This window comes from Pseudomonas vranovensis, assembly GCF_040438935.1.
GTDB classification, from domain to species: domain Bacteria; phylum Pseudomonadota; class Gammaproteobacteria; order Pseudomonadales; family Pseudomonadaceae; genus Aquipseudomonas; species Aquipseudomonas vranovensis.
The window spans coordinates 3,955,619-3,976,133 of record NZ_CP159259.1 but is presented as its reverse complement, the minus strand read 5'-3'; the positions used below and the strand labels follow the sequence as shown (position 1 = coordinate 3,976,133).

18 protein-coding genes and 1 pseudogene are annotated in these 20,515 nt (G+C 61.8%); 13 read left to right on the top strand and 6 right to left on the bottom strand.

Features of this window, described 5'->3' with window-relative positions:
* Window positions 1–20: 20 nt before the first annotated feature.
* Window positions 21–137: pseudogene (locus ABVN19_RS18575) on the bottom strand (DUF3565 domain-containing protein); the annotation flags it as partial.
* Between ABVN19_RS18575 and ABVN19_RS18570 the strand changes: the two are divergent.
* The 3 genes from ABVN19_RS18570 to ABVN19_RS18560 all read left to right on the top strand — a co-directional run bounded on the left by ABVN19_RS18570 (window position 106) and on the right by ABVN19_RS18560 (window position 2,500).
* Window positions 106–591, top strand: coding sequence for a peptidylprolyl isomerase (locus ABVN19_RS18570; RefSeq protein WP_028944158.1), 486 nt, complete (start codon window positions 106–108; stop codon window positions 589–591). The pseudogene ABVN19_RS18575 and the gene ABVN19_RS18570 overlap by 32 nt on opposite strands.
* A gap of 155 nt (window positions 592–746) precedes the next feature.
* The gene (locus ABVN19_RS18565; RefSeq protein WP_028944159.1) at window positions 747–1,229 is read left to right on the top strand and encodes a glutathione peroxidase; all 483 of its coding nucleotides are present in this window, start codon (window positions 747–749) and stop codon (window positions 1,227–1,229) included.
* Between the two features lie 167 nt (window positions 1,230–1,396).
* Window positions 1,397–2,500: an NADH:flavin oxidoreductase gene (locus ABVN19_RS18560; RefSeq protein ID WP_105641626.1), complete on the top strand. Its 1,104-nt coding sequence runs from the start codon at window positions 1,397–1,399 to the stop codon at window positions 2,498–2,500.
* Here ABVN19_RS18560 and ABVN19_RS18555 read toward each other — a convergent pair.
* Window positions 2,469–3,686 (bottom strand): glycosyltransferase family 1 protein, encoded by a 1,218-nt coding sequence (locus ABVN19_RS18555; RefSeq protein ID WP_105641679.1) that lies wholly within the window; start codon window positions 3,684–3,686, stop codon window positions 2,469–2,471. The genes ABVN19_RS18560 and ABVN19_RS18555 overlap by 32 nt on opposite strands.
* A gap of 178 nt (window positions 3,687–3,864) precedes the next feature.
* Here ABVN19_RS18555 and ABVN19_RS18550 point away from each other — a divergent pair, with 178 nt between their 5' ends.
* Complete coding sequence (locus tag ABVN19_RS18550) at window positions 3,865–5,181, top strand: PAS domain-containing methyl-accepting chemotaxis protein (protein WP_028944162.1); 1,317 nt, start codon at window positions 3,865–3,867, stop codon at window positions 5,179–5,181.
* 24 nt (window positions 5,182–5,205) lie between these two features.
* On the opposite strand, the gene ABVN19_RS18545 is transcribed toward ABVN19_RS18550, so the two are convergent.
* On the bottom strand, window positions 5,206–6,540 hold the full coding sequence (locus tag ABVN19_RS18545) for an amidohydrolase (RefSeq protein WP_036989870.1): 1,335 nt from the start codon (window positions 6,538–6,540) through the stop codon (window positions 5,206–5,208).
* A 100-nt stretch (window positions 6,541–6,640) separates the two neighbouring features.
* On the opposite strand from ABVN19_RS18545, the gene ABVN19_RS18540 reads away from it, so the two are divergent.
* Window positions 6,641–7,591, top strand: a complete 951-nt coding sequence (locus ABVN19_RS18540; RefSeq protein WP_028944163.1) for a LysR family transcriptional regulator — start codon at window positions 6,641–6,643, stop codon at window positions 7,589–7,591.
* Between the two features lie 82 nt (window positions 7,592–7,673).
* Here ABVN19_RS18540 and cysZ read toward each other — a convergent pair whose 3' ends face one another.
* The gene (gene cysZ / locus ABVN19_RS18535; protein WP_105641625.1) at window positions 7,674–8,402 is read right to left on the bottom strand and encodes a sulfate transporter CysZ; all 729 of its coding nucleotides are present in this window, start codon (window positions 8,400–8,402) and stop codon (window positions 7,674–7,676) included.
* Window positions 8,403–8,667: 265 nt separating this feature from the next.
* Here cysZ and ABVN19_RS18530 point away from each other — a divergent pair, with 265 nt between their 5' ends.
* The gene (locus ABVN19_RS18530; protein WP_028942691.1) at window positions 8,668–9,267 is read left to right on the top strand and encodes a peroxiredoxin; all 600 of its coding nucleotides are present in this window, start codon (window positions 8,668–8,670) and stop codon (window positions 9,265–9,267) included.
* Between the two features lie 119 nt (window positions 9,268–9,386).
* Complete coding sequence (trxB, locus tag ABVN19_RS18525; protein WP_028942692.1) at window positions 9,387–10,349, top strand: thioredoxin-disulfide reductase; 963 nt, start codon at window positions 9,387–9,389, stop codon at window positions 10,347–10,349.
* 81 nt (window positions 10,350–10,430) lie between these two features.
* Here trxB and nadC read toward each other — a convergent pair whose 3' ends face one another.
* Complete coding sequence (nadC, locus tag ABVN19_RS18520; protein ID WP_028942693.1) at window positions 10,431–11,279, bottom strand: carboxylating nicotinate-nucleotide diphosphorylase; 849 nt, start codon at window positions 11,277–11,279, stop codon at window positions 10,431–10,433.
* Between the two features lie 256 nt (window positions 11,280–11,535).
* Between nadC and ABVN19_RS18515 the strand changes: the two genes are divergently transcribed.
* The 6 genes from ABVN19_RS18515 to ABVN19_RS18490 all read left to right on the top strand — a co-directional run bounded on the left by ABVN19_RS18515 (window position 11,536) and on the right by ABVN19_RS18490 (window position 19,762).
* Window positions 11,536–13,725 carry a DUF1631 domain-containing protein gene (locus ABVN19_RS18515; protein ID WP_028942694.1) on the top strand — a complete coding sequence of 730 codons (2,190 nt, stop codon included), beginning with the start codon at window positions 11,536–11,538 and terminating at the stop codon, window positions 13,723–13,725.
* A gap of 78 nt (window positions 13,726–13,803) precedes the next feature.
* Entirely contained in the window at window positions 13,804–14,370 is a 567-nt protein-coding gene (gene ampD, locus ABVN19_RS18510) for a 1,6-anhydro-N-acetylmuramyl-L-alanine amidase AmpD (protein WP_028942695.1), read from the top strand.
* A complete protein-coding gene (gene ampE / locus ABVN19_RS18505) occupies window positions 14,367–15,200 on the top strand; it encodes a regulatory signaling modulator protein AmpE (RefSeq protein WP_105641624.1) in 834 nt (277 codons plus the stop codon). The genes ampD and ampE overlap by 4 nt, the downstream gene beginning before the upstream one ends.
* A 156-nt stretch (window positions 15,201–15,356) precedes the next feature.
* Entirely contained in the window at window positions 15,357–17,387 is a 2,031-nt protein-coding gene (locus ABVN19_RS18500) for a methyl-accepting chemotaxis protein (RefSeq protein ID WP_105641623.1), read from the top strand.
* A 167-nt stretch (window positions 17,388–17,554) separates the two neighbouring features.
* Window positions 17,555–18,754 (top strand): enoyl-ACP reductase FabV, encoded by a 1,200-nt coding sequence (gene fabV / locus ABVN19_RS18495; protein ID WP_028942698.1) that lies wholly within the window; start codon window positions 17,555–17,557, stop codon window positions 18,752–18,754.
* Between the two features lie 60 nt (window positions 18,755–18,814).
* On the top strand, window positions 18,815–19,762 hold the full coding sequence (locus tag ABVN19_RS18490; RefSeq protein ID WP_028942699.1) for an alpha/beta fold hydrolase: 948 nt from the start codon (window positions 18,815–18,817) through the stop codon (window positions 19,760–19,762).
* Here the strand turns inward: ABVN19_RS18490 and ABVN19_RS18485 are convergent.
* On the bottom strand, window positions 19,749–20,087 hold the full coding sequence (locus ABVN19_RS18485) for a HopJ type III effector protein (RefSeq protein ID WP_028942700.1): 339 nt from the start codon (window positions 20,085–20,087) through the stop codon (window positions 19,749–19,751). The two genes, ABVN19_RS18490 and ABVN19_RS18485, sit on opposite strands and share 14 nt — an antisense overlap.
* Window positions 20,088–20,515 lie beyond the last annotated feature (428 nt).

Below are 20,515 nucleotides of genomic sequence, written 5' to 3'. Positions count from 1 at the left end.
CGTTGCCGGGGGGAGCGGGCCCGTTTGTCCGGGTTGCGTTCGCTTTCAGGCGATGCGTTGGTTACACTTGTGCGCTCTACATTCTTATGCAAAAGGTCTCGCCCCATGCTGATCGCCGCCAACAAGGCTGTCTCCATCGACTATACCCTGACCAACGACGCTGGTGAGGTCATCGACAGCTCCGCCGGCGGCGCTCCGCTGGTCTACCTGCATGGCGCAGGCAACATCATTCCAGGCCTGGAAAAAGCCCTGGAAGGCAAAACCGCCGGTGACGAGCTGGAAGTTGCCATCGAGCCGGAAGACGCCTACGGCGAATACCTGGCCGAGCTGGTCAGCACCCTGAACCGCAGCATGTTCGAAGGCGTCGACCAACTTGAAGTGGGCATGCAGTTCCACGCTTCCGCTCCCGATGGCCAGATGCAGATCGTGACCATCCGTGACCTGGACGGCGACGACGTGACCGTCGATGGCAACCACCCACTGGCTGGCCAGCGCCTGAACTTCAAGGTCAAGGTCGTCAACATCCGTGACGCCAGCGAAGAAGAAGTAGCCCATGGCCACGTCCATGGCGAAGGTGGCCATCACCACTGATTTTCTGCGCTAAGCTCAGAGAGTCGCGAAGGCGCCCGGGCAAGTCCGTCGCACTCCAGCAGGGGAAGACGGCTTGGCAGGGCGCTTTTTTAATGGGCTGGTGTTACTGATTGCAGCCCGCAGCGGCAACCGGGACCTGGAAAGGGGAGTACCTCATGAGTGCATTTCACGACCTGAAGTTGCAGGCGCTCAATGGCCAGGAGTTGCCTCTTGCGCCATTCAAGGGCCAGGTGGTGCTGGTGGTCAATGTCGCCTCCAAGTGTGGCCTGACCCCGCAGTACGCAGCACTGGAAAACCTTTATCAGCAATACAAAGGACAAGGCTTCAGCGTCCTGGGCCTGCCGTGCAACCAGTTTGCCGGCCAGGAACCGGGCAGCGAGAGCGAGATCGCCGAGTTTTGCAGCCTGAACTACGGGGTGAGTTTCCCCCTGGGCAGCAAGCTCGAAGTCAACGGGGCGCAGCGGCATTCGCTGTACCGCTTGTTGGCAGGCGAAGGGGCGGAGTTCCCCGGCGACATCACCTGGAATTTCGAAAAATTCCTGGTGGGCAAGGATGGCCGTGTATTGGCGCGTTTCTCGCCACGTACCGCGCCCGATGATGCAACTGTCGTGCAGGCCATCGAAAAAGCCCTGGCCTGATTGGCCCTGTCGCGGGGCAAGGCCGCTCCCACAGCACCTGTAGGAGCGGCGGTGCGACGTTTCGCCTTGCCCCGCGATTGCCGTCAAATCACTCCCATCAATAGTGCTGGGCCAGCCCAACTTCTCCCCCTATCCTCAGGCGCATTCCCACCCCATTGGAGCGCCGCATGTCCGCCACCGCACTGTTTACTCCCGTCCAATTGGGCGCCCTCGAGCTGGCAAGCCGTGTGGTCATGGCACCGATGACACGTACCTTCTGCCCGGGCGGCGTACCCCACGCCCAAGTGGTCGAGTACTACCGTCGCCGTGCTGCTGCAGGCGTTGGCCTGATCATCACCGAGGGCACCACCGTCGGCCACAAGGCCGCCAACGGCTACCCGAACGTGCCGCGCTTCTACGGTGAAGATGCCCTGGCTGGCTGGAAAAAGGTCGTGGAGGCAGTACACGCCGAGGGCGGCCGGATCGTTCCGCAGCTCTGGCACGTGGGCAGTGTGCGCCGCCTGGGCGTGGAGCCGGACGCCAGCGTGCCGGGGCATGGCCCAAGCGAGAAGGTAAAAGACGGCCAGGTGCTGGTCCATGGCATGAGCCAGGACGACATCCGCGAGGTCATCGAAGCCTTCGCCCAGGCCGCCCGCGACGCCCAGGCCATTGGCATGGACGGTGTCGAGATCCACGGCGCCTATGGCTACCTGATCGACCAGTTCTTCTGGGCGGCGAGCAACCAGCGCACTGATGAATACGGTGGCGACCTGGCCGCGCGTTCGCGGTTTGCCATCGAGTTGATCCAGGCCGTGCGCGCCGCCGTGGGCCCGGATTTCCCGATCATCTTCCGCTTCTCGCAGTGGAAGCAGCAGGACTACACCGCACGCCTGGTCGAAAGCGCCGAGGCGCTGGGGGCGTTCCTGCAGCCGCTGAGTGAGGCCGGCGTGGATATCTTCCACTGCTCCACCCGTCGCTTCTGGGAACCGGAGTTCCCCGGCTCGGACCTGAACCTGGCGGGCTGGACCCGCCAGCTCACCGGTAAACCGACCATTACTGTCGGTAGCGTGGGCCTGGATGGCGAGTTCCTGCAATTCATGGTCGCCACCGACAAGGTGGCGCAACCGGCCAGCCTGGAAAACCTGCTGACCCGGCTGGACAACGACGAGTTCGATCTGGTGGCGGTGGGCCGCGCACTGCTGGTGGACCCGGACTGGGCCGCCAAGGTCCGCGATGGCCGCGAGCAGGATATTCTGCCGTTCAGCCGCGAGGCGCTGACGACCCTGGTTTGATCGCCAGTGTTGCTGCAGGCTGGGGCGTGATTGCGCCTTGGCCCTGGCGGCAGGCGGCGCTCAAGAGGCTTTCAAACTGCTCGACAATCGCTGGCCAGCACTGACGACTGGCGTGTTGGCGGGCATTGAGGCGTACCCGGCGCAAGGTTTCCGGGTCTTCCAGCAGCCAGTTGCAGGCATCGATAAAAGCGTCGGTATCACCCGGCATGGCCAGCGCGCCGCTATGGCCATGGCGGATATGCTGGGCTGCGGCAGCTTGGTCGTAGGCCACCACGCCAAGGCCCGAGGCCAGGGCTTCGAGCACCACATTGCCGAAGGTTTCGGTGAGGCTGGGGAACAGGAAGATATCCCCCGAGGCGTAGTGTTCGGCCAGCGCGTCGCCGCGTTGGGCACCGCAGAACACGGCGTCGGGCAGTTGTTGCTCCAGGGTGCTGCGCTGCGGGCCGTCACCCACCACGATCAACTTGATGTGCTGCTGTGGATAGTTGCGCCGTGCAGCGTCCAGGCATAGCTGCAGCACACCGAGGTTCTTCTCCGGGGCCAGGCGTCCGACATGGATCAGGGCGATGTCATCGCTGCCCAGTCCCCACTGTGTTCGCAACGCCTCACGGCGCCTGCCCGGGTTGAACAGCTGGCTGTCGACACCTCGGGCCATCAGGGTCAGGTTGTCAAACCCGCGGCGTTCCAGCTCCAGGCGCTGGCTCAGGCTGGGCACCAGGGTGGTGTGGGTGCGGTGGTGGAACCAGCGCAGGTAGTGCGTCAGCAGCCGGGCCAGCAGGCCCAGGCCGTATTCGCTGGAATACTGGTGGAAGTTGGTGTGAAAGCCACTGACCACGGCAATGCCCAGGCGCCGCGCCGCACGCAAGGCGCTCAAGCCCAGCGGGCCTTCGGTGGCGATATACAGCACATCGGGACGGTGCCGGCGCCAGCGGCGGATCAGCTTGTGCATCGACACCTGGCCCCATTGCAGCCCTGGGTAGCCGGGCAACGGCCAGCCGCGGCACAGTAGCTGCAAGTCATCGCCAGGCCCGGCGGGATCACCGCCCTGGCGCGGGCGCACCAGCTCGACCTGATGGCCACGCTGGCGCAAGCCTTCGCTCAGCCGACCAAGGGTATTGGCCACGCCGTTGATCTCCGGTGGGAAGGTTTCGCTGATCAGGGTGACATGCAGGGGCGGTGTGCTCATGAATACCAGTTTGCGCGGCCTCGATTGCGTCGCCATGAAACATTTGTGACGGATACGTGACGCCCGATTTCCGGCGCTTTGGCCTGCAAAATATTTCCCACGCGGGCACTCAAGATTGTTGCGCAATCAGCCGATGCAGACTCATCCGGATGACCGATTTCGCTCCAGGAGAGCGTTGATGTTCAACAGCAAACTGAAAAAAGAAAACCTGCAGCTGCGTGAAGACCTGCTGTCCATCGAGCAGGTCAAAAGCAGCCTCGACAGCGAGATGCTGGTCCTGCAACTCGACCCTCAGGGACGGATCGAGTCGGTCAACGGCAATTTCGAGAAAGAAATGCTGTACAGCAGCCATCAGTTGCTCGGTCGAAACATCGAAGAGATCATACCGGCGCACGTCAAGCAGCTGGATTTCTACCAGCGCATGCGCAATGCCATTACCCGTGGCGAACACCTGAACGGCGCCTTCCGCCTGTTGCGCGGCAACGGTGAAGAGGCCTGGTTGCGTTCGATCCTGCAGCCGGTGAAAAGCAGCGATGGGCGGCTCAAATATTTCACGCTGCACTCCAGTGACCTGACCCGCACCATCGAGACCTCCCGCGAGCACGAAAGCCTGATCAAGGCGCTTATGCGCTCTACTGCGGTCATCGAGTTCAACCTGCAAGGTGAAGTGCTGACCGCCAACGACCGCTTCCTGCAGACCATGGGCTACCGCCTGGAGCAGGTGGTAGGCAAGCACCACCGTATGTTCTGCGAGCCGAATGAGTACAACTCCAAGGCGTATCAGGCGTTCTGGGACCAGTTGCGCCGGGGGGAGTTCATTGCCGAGCGCTTCAAGCGGATGGACGCCCACGGGCGGGTGGTCTGGCTGGAGGCGTCGTATAACCCGATCATCGATGCCCACGACGTGCTCTACAAAGTGGTCAAGTTCGCTACCGTCATCACAGAGCAGGTCAACCAGGAAATCGCCGTGGCCGAGGCAGCGGATATCGCCTACAGCACCTCGGTCGAGACCGACGCCAGCGCTCGCAAGGCCACCGACGTAGTGACCCAGACCGTCGAGGTGATGCGGGGTCTTGAAGCCTGCATGCAAGAGGCCGCCAACGGTATCGAAGCGCTGGACAAGCAGTCCCAGGTCATTGGCTCGATCATCAAGACTATCAGCGACATTGCCGGGCAGACCAATCTGCTGGCGCTCAACGCGGCGATCGAGGCGGCTCGCGCCGGTGAGCAGGGCCGCGGCTTTGCCGTGGTTGCCGACGAAGTGCGGCAACTGGCATCACGCACCAGTACCGCCACCGAGGAGATTGCCCGGGTGGTTCAGCAGAACGAGCAGTTGGCCAAGGCGGCAGTGGATATCATCGACAGCAGCAAGCGCCAGGCCGAACAGGGCCTTAGCCTGGCCGGGCAGACCGGCACGGTGATTGTCGAGATTCAGGACGGGGCCAAGAAAGTGGTCAATGCGGTGGGGCAGTTCTCCAGCCAGCTGTCGGGCTGATGAACGCCGACCACCGCGGGTGCCTCAGCGTGGTTGATTGAAGAACGCCGTGAGCGTCGCGGTGACCGCGCGTGCGCCTGTCGCAATGGCCGGCAGTTCGACGACAAAGCCTGGGGTGTGGTTCATCGCTGCCGGCAGTTGCTTTTTCTCGACCATGTTCTTGTAGACGTCGGGTTTGCCCGAGCCCACTTCAAGGAACAGCACTTTGGTGTCGGGGTAAGGGCTGGCGAGCATGTGGAAGTCCTCCGAGCCCATCAGCGGCGGCACGCCCGGCAACACCTTGTCGGCACCCAGTTGCTGCACCAGAGCGGCCTGGGCCACTTCGGTCTGCTCCTTGCCGTTGAACACCGGGGTGGCATAACCCTTCATGGTGTACTGAGCCTGGTAGTCGGGCGGCATGTCATTCATGACCAACACACCACGGGTGACCGCCTTGATCCCGGCGATCATTCGTTCACGCACCTTTTCGTCGTACCAGCGCAAATTGAGCTTGAGCGTGGCGCTGACCGGGATGATGTTGTTGTTTACCCCGGCCTGGAAGGCACCGACCGTGAGCACGGCAGGCTTTGACTGGTCGAGCATGCGGCTGATGATGGTCTGGTAGCCCATGACCGCCATGGCGCCCATCACCACCGGGTCCTTGGTGACGTGAGGCGTGGAGCCGTGGCCACCGACACCGGGCAGCACCACGTCGATCTGGTCGGTACCGGCCAGGCGCGGCCCTTCGCGAAGGCCGACGCTGTCGGCCGGGTACACCGGTGACACATGGGCCGCCACCAGCACATCGGGTTTGGGCGCAAAGTCATAAAGCCCGTTGTTGACCATGGCGGAGGCGCCTTCGAGCAGCTCCTCGGCCGGTTGCGCTACCAGCACCAGCGTGCCGGACCACTGATCCTTGAGCTGGACCATGACCTTGGCCACTTCCATCAACCAGGTGGTGTGGGCGTCGTGACCGCAGGCGTGCATCACCGGCTGAGCGGGGTTGTCGAGCCAGGGGGTGACTTTGCTGCTCTGGTAGGGCAGGCCGGTCGCTTCCTTGATTGGCAGGGCATCCATGTCGGCGCGGTACATTACCACCGGTCCCGGGCCATTGCGCAAAATGCCGACCACGCCCGTGGTGCCGATGGCGCTCTTGACCTCAAAACCCTGGGCTTTGAGAGCCTTGGCGACCTGGGCAGCGGTTTCTTTCTCCTGGAAGGCCAGTTCGGGATTGCGGTGCAGTTGCTTGAACTGCTCGATCATCTGCGGTTCGTCCTGTTTGACCAGGGTGTCGATGCGCGTGTTCAGGTCGGTGGCGTGTGCCGAAAAGGCGGCGACGCAGGCAAGGGCAAGCAGGCTCTGCTGGGGACGCGAGGGCATGGCGTAATTCCTTGTACTTGTAGGATTTGTTGCGAGGCCGGGTAAGTCTGTGTATCTATGCCTGGTGCGTCCAATGCAAAAGTAGGTGGGGATTAATGCAGTGGCTGACTCAATCGATGTGAAGCGAATCCGCCATCTGGTGCTGCTCAGTGAAGAGCTGCACTTCTCCCGGGCGGCGGAGCGCGCCAACCTTTCGCAGACCGCATTCAGCCGCAGTATCCAGACGCTGGAGGCTGATCTAGGGGTGCGTTTGTTCGATCGCGACACCCGTTCCGTCACGCTCACCGCTGCCGGGCGTCAGTTGCTGGCCCGGGGCCGGGAGTTGCTGGGCAGTGCCGGACGGTTGGTCGCCGAGGCTAACCACATTGCCAAGGCCGACGGTGGGGAGCTGAAGTTCGGTGCGGGCATGATGGCGGCCAATCTGTACCTGGCCGATACCCTGACGACACTGCGCAGGCGCATTCCGAAGCTCATGATGAAGGTCGAAGTCAATCACTGGCATCACCTGATCCACCAGTTGGAGCAGGAGCAGATCGAGTTCTTTGTTGCCTATACCTGCGACCCCGGACGTCTGTCCGACCCCCGTTTTGCAATCACACTGTTGCCGGCCAAACCCACCTCGATTTTCTGCCGCGGCGATCACCCACTGGTACAGCAGCAGGCACCGGTGACCCGCGAGCAACTGCTGGACTATCCGTGGAGTTCAGTGTTGTTTGACGAGGTGGCGCCCGCGCGGTTGCGTGACTTGCTGGATTTGCCCGAAGGGACGAGCGCGCCGTTGGCACTGGGCTGTAATGACTTGCAGTTGCTGCGCAGCACAACCCTGGGCAGTGACTCGTTGCTGTTCACCTGGCGCGCCTGGCTCGAAGATGACCTGCGCAGCGGCGCGCTCCGTGATGTGGGGGCCTTGCTGCAGCCGGGGTTTCCCGGGGGTGGCTGCAACATTGCCAGTGCGATTGTCTGCCATGCCGGGCGGACCTTGTCGCCGATCGCACGCCAGGCCATCGAGCTGATTAGCGCAAGCGCAGGCTTGCCCCTGCCCCCTGGATGAGCGGCTACGGGTTGCAGGTCAGGCCTCTGTAGCCGCTGGCGATAGCCTGCGATCGACCGCGCAGCGGTCGTGGTTCTCGCGGTTATGTGCGTTCGCGCACCCAGAACAGCGTAGCCCCGGCCACGGCCGCCGGCATCATCAGGATATTGACGAAGGGGATCATCAGCGCCAGGTAGGTGATGCCGCCAAAGCCCAGGCTCTGCCAGCGCTTTTCGCGCAGCCAGGCAAGCATGTCCTGCCAGCTCATCTTGTGGTTGTCGGCCGGGTAGTCGATGTACTGGATGGCCATCATCCAGATACCGAACAGCAGCCACAGCGGGGCGGCAATGATGTTGACCACCGGGATCAACGAGAGGATGAACAGGCCGATTGCCCGGGGCAGGAAGTAACCCAGCTTGCGCATTTCACGGCCCAGGGTGCGCGGCACCATGGCCATCAGTTCGGCCCAGCTGAACGCCGGGAAGTCGTCGGTGCCACGCACCACCACTTCGACTTTTTCCGCGAGAAAGCCATTGAATGGCGCGGCAATGACGTTGGCCAGCATGGTGAAAGTGAAGAACACCATCAACGCCACCAGCACCACGAACAAGGGCCACAGGACGTAGCTGAGAAAGCTCAGCCAGTTCGGCAGGCTGGGCATCAGAGAATCGACCCAGAGGCTGAATTGATGGCCGGCAACGTAGATCAGACCGACGAACAGCAGCAGGTTGACCGCCAGGGGCAGCAACACAAAAAGGCGCAGGCTCGGGCTCAGGACCAGTTTCAGTCCTTCGCGCAGGTACTGTGGGCCAGAGAGGACAGGGGCTTGCATAGAGGGCTCCGGGTAAAGGAAAACGCGCTGACCTTACCGAGTTTGAGCGGTCGACGAAAGCGCAGCGCAAAGCGGGACACGGGCCGTAACAAATCCTCGGCGACAGCCCTTGTAGGCTTGATAGACAAACAGCTGTAGCTTTTAGCGATGAATAGAGCCGGCCTATAAGGTGGATTGTCTAAGGATATTTCCTTAATCTCTGCGGCCTCGCTAAAGTGCGCACAACTTTTCAACGCCTTCGAATTCAAACTTTCAAGGAGTTTTCATGAGCATTCTGGTCAACAAGCAAGCCCCTGATTTCGATGCGGCGGCAGTATTGGGCGACGGTTCGATCGTCGACAGCTTCACGCTTTCTTCCCTGCGCGGCAAATACGTCGTGTTGTTCTTCTGGCCGCTGGACTTCACCTTTGTCTGCCCGTCGGAAATCATTGCCCACAATAATCGCATGGATAAATTCCGTGAGTTGGGTGTCGAGGTGGTTGGTGTGTCCATCGACTCGCAGTTCACCCACTACGCCTGGCGCAACACGCCGGTAGAGAAGGGCGGTATCGGCGAAGTCGAGTTCACCATGGTGGCCGACGTAACCCACGAAATCACCCGCGCCTACGGTATTGAACACGAAGCGGGCGTGGCCCTGCGTGCCTCGTTCCTGATCGACCAGCAAGGCGTGGTTCAGCACCAGGTGGTGAACAACCTGCCACTGGGGCGTGAAGTCGACGAGATGATCCGTCTGGTCGAAGCCCTGCAGTTCACCGAGCAGCACGGCGAAGTCTGCCCAGCCGGCTGGCGTCCAGGCCAGAAAGGCATGAAGGCTGACGCCAAGGGCGTTGCCGACTACCTGGCCGAGAACGCCAACAGCCTGTAAGGCTACTGCGATTCAACGTTTTTCAGGACCTGCGACCCAAAGCCTTCCCCAAGTGCTTCGCAGGTTCTTTTTTATTCCAGAAGCGGGCAAGCCATCGCCCGCCTCGACAGGAGAGCGTCATGTCTGAAGTACGTCATTCGCGAGTGATTATCCTCGGCTCCGGCCCTGCCGGTTACAGCGCCGCGGTCTACGCCGCCCGTGCCAACCTCAAGCCACTGCTGATCACCGGCATGCAGGCTGGCGGTCAACTGACCACCACCACCGAAGTCGACAACTGGCCGGGCGACCCCCATGGCCTGACCGGCCCGGCGCTGATGCAGCGTATGCAGGAGCACGCCGAGCGTTTCGAGACTGAGATTGTGTTCGATCACATCAACGCTGTGGACCTGGCCAGCAAACCGTACACCCTCAAGGGTGACAGTGGCTCCTACACCTGCGACGCACTGATCATCGCCACCGGTGCCAGTGCGCGCTACCTGGGGCTGCCGTCGGAAGAAACGTTCATGGGCAAGGGCGTTTCCGCCTGCGCGACCTGCGACGGCTTCTTCTACCGCAACAAGCCTGTGGCTGTTGTTGGTGGCGGCAACACCGCTGTCGAAGAAGCCCTGTACCTGGCCAACATCGCGAGCAAGGTCACTCTGGTTCACCGCCGCGAGACCTTCCGCGCCGAGAAGATCCTGGTCGACAAGCTCAACGCCCGTGTGGCCGAAGGCAAGATCGAACTCAAGCTCAACGCCAACCTGGACGAAGTCCTGGGTGACAACATGGGTGTGACCGGTGCGCGCCTGAAGAACAACGATGGCAGCTTCGACGAAATCAAGGTCGACGGCGTGTTCATCGCCATTGGCCACACCCCGAACACCTCGCTGTTCGAAGGCCAGCTGACCCTCAAGGACGGCTACCTGGTGGTCAACGGCGGCCGTGACGGCAACGCCACCGCTACCAACGTTGAAGGTGTATTCGCCGCAGGCGACGTGGCTGACCACGTGTACCGCCAGGCGATCACCTCGGCGGGTGCTGGCTGCATGGCAGCACTGGATGTCGAGCGTTACCTGGATGGTCTGCAGAACGCTTCGCTGTAATTGAAATGATCGCGGGGCAAGCCCGCTCCCACCTTTGTGTAGGAGCGGGCTTGCCCCGCGATGTTTCCGGTGTCTGACGCCTCAAAGGCTCAGGCGCATGGACAGGTCCACTGCCTTCACATCCTTGGTCATGGCACCAATCGAGATGTAGTCCACACCCGTTTCGGCAATCACCCGCAGGGTGCTTTCATTCACGCCGCCGCTGGCCTCAAGCTTGGCCTTGCCGGCATTCAGGCGTACCGCTTCGCGCATGTCGTCCAGGCTCAGTTCGTCGAGCATGACGATATCGGCACCGGCCTCCAGGGCTTCTTTCAATTCCTCCAGGCTTTCCACTTCTACTTCCACCGGCTTGCCCGGGGCAATCCGCCGTGCGGCGCTGATCGCCTGGGCGATACCGCCGCTGGCCGCGATGTGGTTTTCCTTGATCAGGAAGGCATCGAACAGACCGATGCGGTGGTTGTGGCAGCCGCCGCACGTCACTGCGTACTTCTGCGCCAGGCGCAGGCCCGGCAGGGTCTTGCGGGTGTCGAGCAGCTTGACCTGGGTATCGGCCACCTTGTCGGCAAAAAACTGGGCGTGAGTCGCCACGCCCGAGAGCAATTGCAGGAAGTTCAGCGCGCTGCGCTCGCCGGTCAACAACGAACGAGCCGGGCCTTCGAGGTGAAACAGCGGCTGGTTGGCCCTGGCCCGCTCACCATCCTTGACTTGCCAATGCACTGCCACCCGCGGATCGAGCTGGCGAAACACCGCATCGACCCAAGCGGTGCCAGCGATCACGCAATCATCGCGCGTAATAATGGTGGCCTTGGCCAGGCGCTCAGCCGGGATCAGTTGGGCGGTGATATCGCCACTGCCCACGTCTTCAAGCAACGCACGGCGCACGTTGGCTTCGATTTCGGCGGTCAGGTCGGCGAGACGTAAATTCGGCATGGCGGGCTCCACAAGCTAAGTGCCCGGGATTATAGGGCAGGGCGGGGCGCGCTTGCAGCAAGCACGGCACGCTTGACCTCTGGTCAGTCCAAATGAGCTTTTTACTGATTGCCCGGTCTATCTCCACTCGTGCCAGCGAAGACGCTGCCCAACTGGCGAGTGTCCGGTTTTTGCCAGATAATGCGACTTGTATTTGGCGCCATAGCTTTGACGATTTATCGATTCATTTCACACTTTACCCAGCAAGGAGTCCGGGATGCACAAAGACGGCAAGGTGGTGCCAATCACGGCTTCCATCGAACAGGCGCATTCTGCGCCGCTTGCTCGTCTGCCCGTGGTACTCCTGCAAGTGCGTGACAAGGCAGCCCTGCAACTGCGCCAGGGCTTGCAGGCGTTGTTCGACAACGCCGATGACACCCTGTTCGAGATGGCCGACAAGGCTGCCAGCAACAGTGAGCAGAACTACCTGTTCGAAGCCATGCGCGACCTGCGCCTCAAGCGCAAGCATATCGAGCGCGGCTACCTTGACCGCTTCTACCAGGCATTCGCGCGCCTCGGCCAGACCGACCCGATGCCGTTGGCCACACCCTGTGGCGGCTATGACAAGCTGACGCTGGTGGCCAACGATGAACTGGAGCGAACGGTGGCCCTGGACGCCATGGTTGCGCGGGTGCTGGCCCGCGAAGGTTTTGCTCTCAACCAGTTGACCTTGCGTTTCTCCGCCCTGACCGGGCTGGCGCTGGATGACCGCAGCAATCCCCTGGGGCCGGCCATGCTCTGCGAGTATTTTCTCCAGGCCGGGCGCAACCTGGGGGTTGGCATCAAGGTCAAGCTGATCATCCTCAAGTTGTTCGAGCACTATGTACTGCAAGATGCCGATCAGTTGTATGGCGAGGCCAACCAGTTATTGGTGGCCACCGGCATTCTGCCTGAACTCAAGTCGGTGCCCCGCCGTCGGATCCAGGATCGCAGCGCCCCCAACCGCAGCGATCCGACCAACCACGCCGGTGACGAACGCCTGGGCGCCACCCTGGATGCCAACGAGCAAGCCGTGTTCAGTGCCTTGCAATCCTTGCTGGCGCGGGTGCGCGGTCGAGTCGCACCGCGGCTGGAGGCGGGTGGCACGGTGCAGCCGATCAGCACCCGCGACCTGCTGCGCTTGCTCTCGCACCTGCAGCACTATGTGCCGCCAACCTCGCAGGTCGATGATTTCGACCTGCACCATCAGCTTGAGCAGTTACTGACGCGGGTCAGCGTCAAGAGCGGTACCTACCGCAAGGTCGAAGGCGTGGATGAGGATGTGATCAACCTGATCGCCATGCTCTTCGAATTCATCCAGGCTGATCACAACCTGCCGCATTCGCTGCGGATGCTGATCGGTCGCCTGCAGATTCCCATGCTCAAGGTCGCCGTGCTCGACAAGCGCTTTTTCAGCCGCAGCAGTCACCCGGCCCGACGCCTGCTCAACGAGATCGCAAACGCGGCAATGGGCTGGGGCGCCGGTGACGACTGTCAGCGCGATGCCCTGTACCCGCGCGTGGAGAAGATCGTCCAGCGGTTGCTCAGTGACTTTGTCGACGACCCGGCGATTTTTTCCGACCTGCTGGCCGAGTTCCTCGCCTTCAACAGTGATGAGCGACGACGCAACGAGCTGCTCGAACAACGCACCCGTGATGCCGAAGAGGGTCGTGCCCGCGCCCAGCTGGCTCGCCAGCGGGTGCAGCAGGAACTCAACCGACGCCTGCTTGGCAAGACCCTGCCACGGGTGGTGGTGAGTTTGCTTGAAGAAGCCTGGAGCCAGGTGTTGCTGCTGGCCTGTCTGAAACATGGCGACAATTCGGCGCAGTGGGTGGGGGGGCTGGAGACCATGGACACCTTGATCTGGAGCGTCGAGCCGCATGACGAGGCAGATGCGGGCCCGCGCCTGCTGGAGGTTGTGCCCGGCTTGCTCAAGGCCTTGCGCGATGGCCTGGCCAGTGCTGCCTTCGATCCGTTTGCTACCCGTGAATTCTTCGCCCAACTTGAAGCCTTGCACGTTCAGGCGCTCGACGCTCCGTTCGCAAGCCATGCCCAAGCCTGCGAGCGGGTACTGGTACTCGACGAAATTGTTCTCGCCAGCCCGGAACATCCCGGGCCCGTGCATGGCCTGGTACACCTGGCGGATGATGATCCGGCCTTGCTGCAAGTGCAGCGATTGCGAATCGGCAACTGGGTCGAGTTGAGCGAAGAGGGGGACGTGCAGCGTTGCAAGCTGATCGCCCAGATCGCCAGCACCGACAGGTTCATCTTCGTCAATCGTACCGGCATGAAGGTGCGTGACTACTCGCGCATGGCGCTGGCGGTTGCCCTGGACCGTGGCGATGTGCGCTCGCTGGATGACACGCTGCTGTTTGATCGCGCGCTGGACTCGGTGCTCGGTAAACTGCGCCTGGCCCAGGCGCGCTAGTGCGAATGTGTTTTAACGATGCATCCCGCAACGCCTCGGGGCATACTGGGGCAGTGCTCTCGTGCCTCAGGATTTTCTATGCAACTGGACCGCGCTACAGGCTGGTTCGCCGGTGTCACCCATTGCCCCTCGCCGAACTTCAACGCCCGCCCCGAGGGTGAAGTCATTTCCCTGCTGGTGATTCACAACATCAGCCTGCCGCCTGCGCAGTTCGCCACCGGCAAGGTCCAGGCGTTCTTCCAGAACCGCCTGGACCCCAACGAGCATCCCTACTTCGATGGCATCAAGGACCTGCGAGTGTCGGCGCACTTCTTGATCGAGCGTGACGGCAAGGTCACTCAGTTTGTCTCCTGCCTGGACCGTGCCTGGCATGCCGGGGTCTCGTGCTTCGATGGGCGTGAGGGGTGCAACGACTTCTCCATCGGTATAGAGCTTGAAGGCACCGACGAGTTGCCCTTTACCGATGCCCAATACCAGGCGCTTGAACGGCTGACCCGGCAGATCCGGGCGGCCTGGCCCGCTATTGACGACCAGCGGATTCAAGGCCACAGCGACATTGCCCCGGGACGCAAGACCGACCCTGGCCAGGCATTCGACTGGCCGCGCTACCGTGCGGCCCTCAAGGATAACGAGGACAGATCATGACTTTTCTGGTGTTGTTACTGGTGCTCTGGTTCGAGAAGTTCTCGGCCCTGCGCCAGCGACTGCAGCGTGATGGTTTCTTTCGCAGCGAACTGGCTCGCCTGGAGCGCAACGGCAAAAGCCACCCCTGGTGGGTATTGGCGATCCTGGTGCTGCTGCCGGTCGCGTTGCTGGCCCTGCTCACGCACGTACTTGAACCGGTGGCCTACGGGTTGCTGGCGCTGCCGGTGCATTTGCTGGTGCTGATCTACAGCCTGGGGCGTGGCGATGTGAAGGCTTCCCTGGGACCGTTTCGCGATGCCTGGCGGCGCGGTGACGAACAGGCGGCAGTGCATGTGGCCGAACGCGACCTGGGTGTGACCGGCGATAGCGCGCAATCCTTGCTCGAACGGGTCCAGGGGCATCTGTTGTGGCAGGCCTACCAGAGCTTTTTTGCGGTTATTTTCTGGTATGTGCTGCTGGGGCCCGCCGCTGCGCTGGCCTATCGCCTGCTGGCCCTGACAGCCGAACATGCCCGTCACCCGGCACTGCAGGAACGTGCCCAGCAATTGCGCCATGCCTTCGACTGGGCACCGGTGCGAGTGCTGGGCGTGAGCTTCGCCCTGGTGGGCAACTTTTTGGCCGTGAGTCGGGTGATGCTGCATGAACTGCTCAACTGGAACATCACCGCCGCTCGCTTGATTGCTACGGTAGGCCAAGTGGCGGGGGAGATGCCCGCCAGCGCGGCGGCAGGCCCCGAGGGCCTGGTCGGGCTGGACTCGCTGTGGGAGCTGCTGCTGCGCTCGGCGGTGCTCTGGTATGCCTGTTTTGCCCTGTGGACCGTACTGGGCTGAGGCATTGCGCGGGGCGGCCATTGGTCCGCCCCGCTGACGGTTTACCTTAAGTTACAAAACCCCCTTCCGATATACGTTATACAGGTGCCGGCGAAGACCATCGGTGGCCTAGTGCCATTGTGTGCGCAAAAACAATAAGAATCGGAGGGTACACCCTTGAAGAGCCTGTTGTATCCGGCCATCGCGCTGATGAATCGGCTGAGCTTCGGGATGAAGTTCAGCCTGATCAGTATTCTGTTTTTCCTGCCCATGCTGGTGACCAACTATTACCTGGTCCGTGACTCCTACCGACAGTTCCACGCCACCCAGGTCGAGCTGCAGAGCCTTGAGTTGCTAGGCAGCAGCCTGGCCTTGCGCGGCAACCTGGAAACCCTGGGCAACCTGGTGCAGATTAATGCGGTGCTCGGGCAGTCGGGCAAGGCCGAAAATGTCGAAACGCAGATCGCCAGTCTCGAACAACAGGTGATGAGCCGCTTATCAGGGCTTTCGGCCGTTATCGCCGACGAGGACCAGGCCCGGGATCTTCACGCCAGGCGCGACGAGATGCTTGCCCAGTTGAAGGCTGCCCAGGCGGAGTCGTCGCTGCAAAGCAAGGTCGCCATGCTGGACAAGTTGCTGGGCCAGGCCCAGGTGCTGAGCAAGATGATTGCCAGCCAGGCCGGGCTGAACCAGGACAGCGACTCTGCCATTCGCCAACTCAGCGAGCTGATGACCACGGTCACCCCGGAAGTGACCCAGGTGTTGGGCGAAGGTCGAGCCATGGGCGCGTACTCACTGGGGCAGGGCTTTCTCAATTCGGCGGTCAGTACCCGTTTTGAAGACTTGCTGCAGCGCCTGGATAAACTGGGCGCCGACTATGCCCTGAAACTCCAGGACGCCCTGGCCACCGAGCCCGGTGCCCATGCCAAGCTGAGCACCCTGGCCCAGCGCAGCCAGGCATCGCTCAAGCAAGCCGGCGAGTTGTTCGAGGAACAGGTAGTGGTTGCCGATACCCTGGATGCTCCTTGGCCGGCGTTCTACCAGCAAGTCAGCGACCTGATGGCACAGACCTACGCGTTGAACACGGCGACTGGCGAATTCCTCGACCAGTTATTGCAGCAGCGTCTGGCCGAGCACCGCCTGCACATGATCGTGCTGGTGTCGGCGCTGGCCGGCGTGTTCTTGTTGATCGTCTACCTCTACGGCGGCTTTTATGCCTCGACCCGCCATACGCTCAAGTCCCTCGGTGCGGTAATGGACAAGGTGGCCGCGGGCGACATGACGGTTAATTTCCAGCTCAGCAGTCGCGACGAGCTGGGGGAGCTGGGGCAAGTGTTCAATGGCACCGTGCAGCGCATTCATGACTTGATCGAGCAGGTCGGCCACACCGTGGTTGAAGTCGAGCGCCAGGCTGAACAAGTGCATGCGGTGTCGGCGCGCAGTAACCAGGCGGTCAGCGGTCAGCGCGGGCAGATCGAGCAAGTGACCACGGCCATGAACCAGATGTCGGCCACTGCCCAGGAAGTGGCGCGCAGCGCTGCAGCGGCGGTCAACAGCGCCCACAGCGTCAACCAGGAGACGGTCAGCGGGCGCGGCCTGGTGGAGTCTCAGCAGGGCAATATTGCCCGGCTGGCAGGGGAAATCGACCAGTCGGTGGCGGTCATCCACCAGTTGGCCGGTGACAGCCAGGCGATCAGCCGGGTGCTGGAAGTGATCAAGAGCATTGCCGAGCAGACCAACTTGCTGGCCCTCAATGCTGCCATCGAGGCAGCCCGGGCGGGAGAACAGGGACGTGGATTTGCGGTGGTGGCCGACGAGGTTCGCACCCTGGCCAAGCGTACCCAGCAGTCGACCGAGGAAATCGAGCAGATGATCTCGCGGCTGCACGGCGGCGTCGGTGCGGCGGTCAAGGCGATGGACGCCAGCCATCAGGTGGCGGCCGGTACGGTCGGGCAGTCGCAACAGGTGCAACAGGCGCTGGAGAACATACTCGCAGCGGTGGGCAGCATCGTCGACCAGAACCAGCAGATTGCCGCTGCGGTGGAACAACAGACGGCAGTGGCCCAGGACATCGACCAGAACATCGTCGAGATCAACCGGGCGGCGGAACACACCACCCAGGGGGCGCACCAGACCGAGGACGCCAGCCGTCAGTTGTCGGCCCAGGTGATGGAGCTCAAGCGCTTGATCGGTGCATTCAGGGTCTGAGTGATGTTGCTGAACTTTTCCACGCTGTGACAAAGTAGCGCCCTGAGGGATTCCAGGGAGCCGGATGTGTCGGCAACGCCGCGGGTGTAGTCTCACCCTCACAGCAACGGAACCTCGAGTCCCCGCGATTCGGCTCCCTCAGCAAATTCACTGACGAGGTACAGACATTGGCCATCATCCATCCTAAAGTTCGCGGTTTTATCTGCACCACTACGCACCCGACCGGTTGCGAGCTAAATGTACGTGATCAGATCGAAGCCACCCGCAAGCAGGGCGTGCGCAAGGATGGTCCGAAGAAGGTCCTGGTCATCGGTGCATCCAGCGGCTACGGCCTGGCGGCCCGCATCACCGCAGCCTTCGGTTTTGGCGCCGATACCCTGGGCGTGTTTTTCGAGAAGCCGGGCACCGAGACCAAGCCAGGCACCGCCGGCTGGTACAATGCCGCCGCTTTCGACAAATTCGCCAAGGCCGAAGGCCTGTACAGCAAGTCGATCAACGGTGATGCCTTCTCCGATGAAGCTCGTGCCAAAGTGATCGAACTGATCAAGAACGAAATGGGCGGCCAGGTCGACCTGGTGGTCTACTCGCTGGCATCGCCTGTGCGCAAGCTGCCGCAAACCGGTGAGCTGGTGCGTTCGGCCTTGAAGCCAATCGGCCAGCCGTACAAGTCGACTGCTATCGACACCAACAAAGACACCATCATCGAAGCATCCATCGAGCCTGCCACCGAGCAGGAAATCGCCGATACCGTGACCGTGATGGGCGGCCAGGACTGGCAGCTGTGGATCGACGCCCTGGACACTGCCGGCGTGTTGGCACCCCAGGCGCGCACCGTGGCCTTCAGCTACATCGGTACCGAAATCACCTGGCCGATCTACTGGCATGGCGCCCTGGGCAAGGCCAAGCAAGACCTGGACGAAACCGCCAAGCGCCTGAACAGCAAGGTCGGTGGTGGCGCCAACGTCGCTGTGCTCAAGTCGGTGGTGACCCAGGCCAGCTCGGCCATCCCGGTGATGCCGCTGTACCTGTCGATGGTCTTCAAGATCATGAAGGAGAAGGGTGTTCACGAAGGCACCATCGAGCAACTGGACCGCTTGTTCCGCGACCGTCTGTACCGTGCCGATGGCGCGCCGGCGGCGCTGGACGAAGAGGGCCGCCTGCGTCTGGACGACTGGGAGCTGCGCGATGACGTGCAGGACGCCTGCAAGGCCCTGTGGCCAACCGTGACCACCGAAAACCTGTTCACGGCGACCGACTACAAGGATTACAAGCGCGAGTTCCTCAAACTGTTCGGTTTCGAGCGCCCGGATGTGGACTACGACGCCGATGTCGCCACCGACGTGAAGTTCGACTGCATCGACCTGTAAGGTCATCTTCATCGCCGCCCCTGCCTGAGCCGGGGCGGCGTTTTGCTTGAGGTTCGTGAAATGAGCAGCCTCGAAAGTTTTCCACCCCTGCCTGTCTCCCGCAACACCGCACACGCCTTTCGCGAACGTGCTGCCGATGGCTACACCCTCGGTGGTTTCAGTTGGCGCCACGCCGTACCGGACCGCAATCGCCCGGTGGTGATCATCAACGCGGCCACCTCCGTGCGCTGCAGCTACTACGCCCGTTTTGCCCAATACCTGTTCAGCCATGGTTTCGATGTCATGACTTATGACTATCGCGGCATCGGCGAGTCGCGCCCGGCTGCCATGCGGCACTTCAAGGCCAGTTGGACCGATTGGGGGGCTCTGGATTTCGAAGCCATGCTGCAACGCGCCGCCCGCGAGTTTCCGGGGCAACCGATCGATGTGGTCGGACATAGTTTTGGGGGGTGTGCGGCGGGGCTGGCGGCGTCGGCCGATCGCTTGCGCAGGTTGGTCACGGTCGGTGCGCAATTTGCCTACTGGCGTGATTACGCCCAGGACAGCCGCTGGCAGCTGTTCGGCAAGTGGCATGTGGTGATGCCGTTGCTGACACGGGTGTTCGGCTATTTTCCCGGCAAGCGCCTGGGTTGGCTGGAAGACACCCCGGCCGGGGTGGTGAAGGACTGGAGCACGATGACGCCAGCCTATGAGCGCCGTCCCAGTGGCAGGGCGCATGGGCAGTTGCCATTTGCCAGGGTCAGGGCGCAAACGCTGGCCATCAGCCTGACCGACGATCCGTTCGGCACCATGGCGGCCATCGAGCGGCTACTGGGGTATTTCGAGTCCAGCACACGAAGCCATTTGCGCATCGCCCCTGCAGACATCGACGAAACGCAGATCGGCCACTTCGCTTTTTTCCACAAACGCTTTGAAGCCAGGCTTTGGCCAATTGCCCTGCAGTGGCTGCAGCAGGGGCAACTGGCCGACGATACGCCAGGCCGCGTGGTGACGCTTAGCGTGCCTTGAGTGGCTGGGCGTCGAACTTCACCCCGGCCAGTCCGTGCTGGATCAGCGCGCGGATGTTGGCGTGATCGCTGCCCTCAGGCGTTGCCAGCACCGAGCGGTAGTGCTCGCCGAACGCCAGTAACGCTTCCTGATCGCTCAGGCCTTCAAGCACGGCCAGGCCCAAGGTCTTGCAGGAGCCTTCGTTCTGTCCGGCGGCGTTTTCGACACCACCGTTGTTGAAGGCCTGTGGCTGGTAGTCGTAGTGCGCAGCGATGAATGCCAAGGTGTCGGCGAAGAGATGCTCGCCGCTGTTCAGGCGTTGGCGCAGGGTGTCGAGATCAATCATTCTTTTACAGCTCCTTGTTAACCAATATTAGCGTTGTCAATGATAGCCTGCCGCAACTGCGCTTCATCAGAGACGTTATACTCAGCGGCACCAACAGATGAGCAATATATAGCCAACGCGATAGTTGCTAACCAGGCGAGTTTGCTCCCTGACGGCAGCATAATACCCGCCCCCTCTTGGGCTTTTCGGGTCGAGTTTAAAAACGTCACCCGGGTGATTTCCCGGCCCTGGCACCGCCTAGGCAAATGACATTTACCATGATGCTGGCCTCTGCAAAAATAAAACGTTGCACCTGGTTTTATTAAAGCAGAACTGAATGTAGCCACCGCGATTTTAGAAGTGCAGGTAGGGCGAATTTAAACCGGAAAACTTCGAAAGACGCCGGCAACTTGAAACGACATAAAAAAGTAAATAGCAATTACTCGTAG

What these genes read in the sequence shown, in the direction of transcription:
- ABVN19_RS18565 (WP_028944159.1), top strand. Translation starts at nt 747, where the DNA reads ATGAGTGCATTTCACGACCTGAAGTTGCAGGCGCTCAATGGCCAGGAG.
- cysZ (WP_105641625.1), bottom strand. Translation starts at nt 8,402, where the DNA reads ATGCAAGCCCCTGTCCTCTCTGGCCCACAGTACCTGCGCGAAGGACTG.
- ampE (WP_105641624.1), top strand. Translation starts at nt 14,367, where the DNA reads ATGACTTTTCTGGTGTTGTTACTGGTGCTCTGGTTCGAGAAGTTCTCG.
- ampD (WP_028942695.1), top strand. Translation starts at nt 13,804, where the DNA reads ATGCAACTGGACCGCGCTACAGGCTGGTTCGCCGGTGTCACCCATTGC.
- ABVN19_RS18570 (WP_028944158.1), top strand. Translation starts at nt 106, where the DNA reads ATGCTGATCGCCGCCAACAAGGCTGTCTCCATCGACTATACCCTGACC.
- trxB (WP_028942692.1), top strand. Translation starts at nt 9,387, where the DNA reads ATGTCTGAAGTACGTCATTCGCGAGTGATTATCCTCGGCTCCGGCCCT.
- ABVN19_RS18545 (WP_036989870.1), bottom strand. Translation starts at nt 6,540, where the DNA reads ATGCCCTCGCGTCCCCAGCAGAGCCTGCTTGCCCTTGCCTGCGTCGCC.
- ABVN19_RS18560 (WP_105641626.1), top strand. Translation starts at nt 1,397, where the DNA reads ATGTCCGCCACCGCACTGTTTACTCCCGTCCAATTGGGCGCCCTCGAG.
- ABVN19_RS18515 (WP_028942694.1), top strand. Translation starts at nt 11,536, where the DNA reads ATGCACAAAGACGGCAAGGTGGTGCCAATCACGGCTTCCATCGAACAG.
- ABVN19_RS18530 (WP_028942691.1), top strand. Translation starts at nt 8,668, where the DNA reads ATGAGCATTCTGGTCAACAAGCAAGCCCCTGATTTCGATGCGGCGGCA.
- ABVN19_RS18550 (WP_028944162.1), top strand. Translation starts at nt 3,865, where the DNA reads ATGTTCAACAGCAAACTGAAAAAAGAAAACCTGCAGCTGCGTGAAGAC.
- ABVN19_RS18555 (WP_105641679.1), bottom strand. Translation starts at nt 3,686, where the DNA reads ATGAGCACACCGCCCCTGCATGTCACCCTGATCAGCGAAACCTTCCCA.
- ABVN19_RS18485 (WP_028942700.1), bottom strand. Translation starts at nt 20,087, where the DNA reads ATGATTGATCTCGACACCCTGCGCCAACGCCTGAACAGCGGCGAGCAT.
- nadC (WP_028942693.1), bottom strand. Translation starts at nt 11,279, where the DNA reads ATGCCGAATTTACGTCTCGCCGACCTGACCGCCGAAATCGAAGCCAAC.
- ABVN19_RS18490 (WP_028942699.1), top strand. Translation starts at nt 18,815, where the DNA reads ATGAGCAGCCTCGAAAGTTTTCCACCCCTGCCTGTCTCCCGCAACACC.